Source organism: Micromonospora sp. DH13, assembly GCF_020873825.1.
GTDB lineage: Bacteria > Actinomycetota > Actinomycetes > Mycobacteriales > Micromonosporaceae > Micromonospora > Micromonospora haikouensis.
In genome coordinates this window covers 1-255 of record NZ_JAHWGR010000135.1, presented here as the reverse complement: position 1 = coordinate 255, position 255 = coordinate 1, and the positions used below count along the sequence as shown (strand labels likewise).

The 255-nt window shown below is 81.6% G+C and carries 1 protein-coding gene; it reads left to right on the top strand.

Annotated elements, in window-relative coordinates; all coding sequences use genetic code 11:
* Nucleotides 1-255: hypothetical protein (locus LPA42_RS34785; RefSeq protein WP_228987162.1), on the top strand; the 255-nt coding region annotated here is incomplete at both ends.

The following is a 255-nucleotide window of genomic DNA, read 5'->3' as shown; positions in this document are numbered from 1 at the left end:
ACCCGGTGGTCGTACCCGTCGCCCTGGACCTGGGGGTGCTCGGCCGGCTCGGGCCGGCGCTGCCCCGGCTGCTGCACGGCCTGGTCCGCCCGGCCGGCGCGGCGGCACCGGCGGCGGCCCCGGCCGCTGACGCGGCGGCGGCGCTGCGCGACACCCTCGCCGCCACCGCGGAGGCCGAGCGCGACCGGGTGCTGTCCGACCTGGTCCGCACCCACGCGGCGGCGGTCCTCGGGTACGCGTCGCTGCGTGACATCG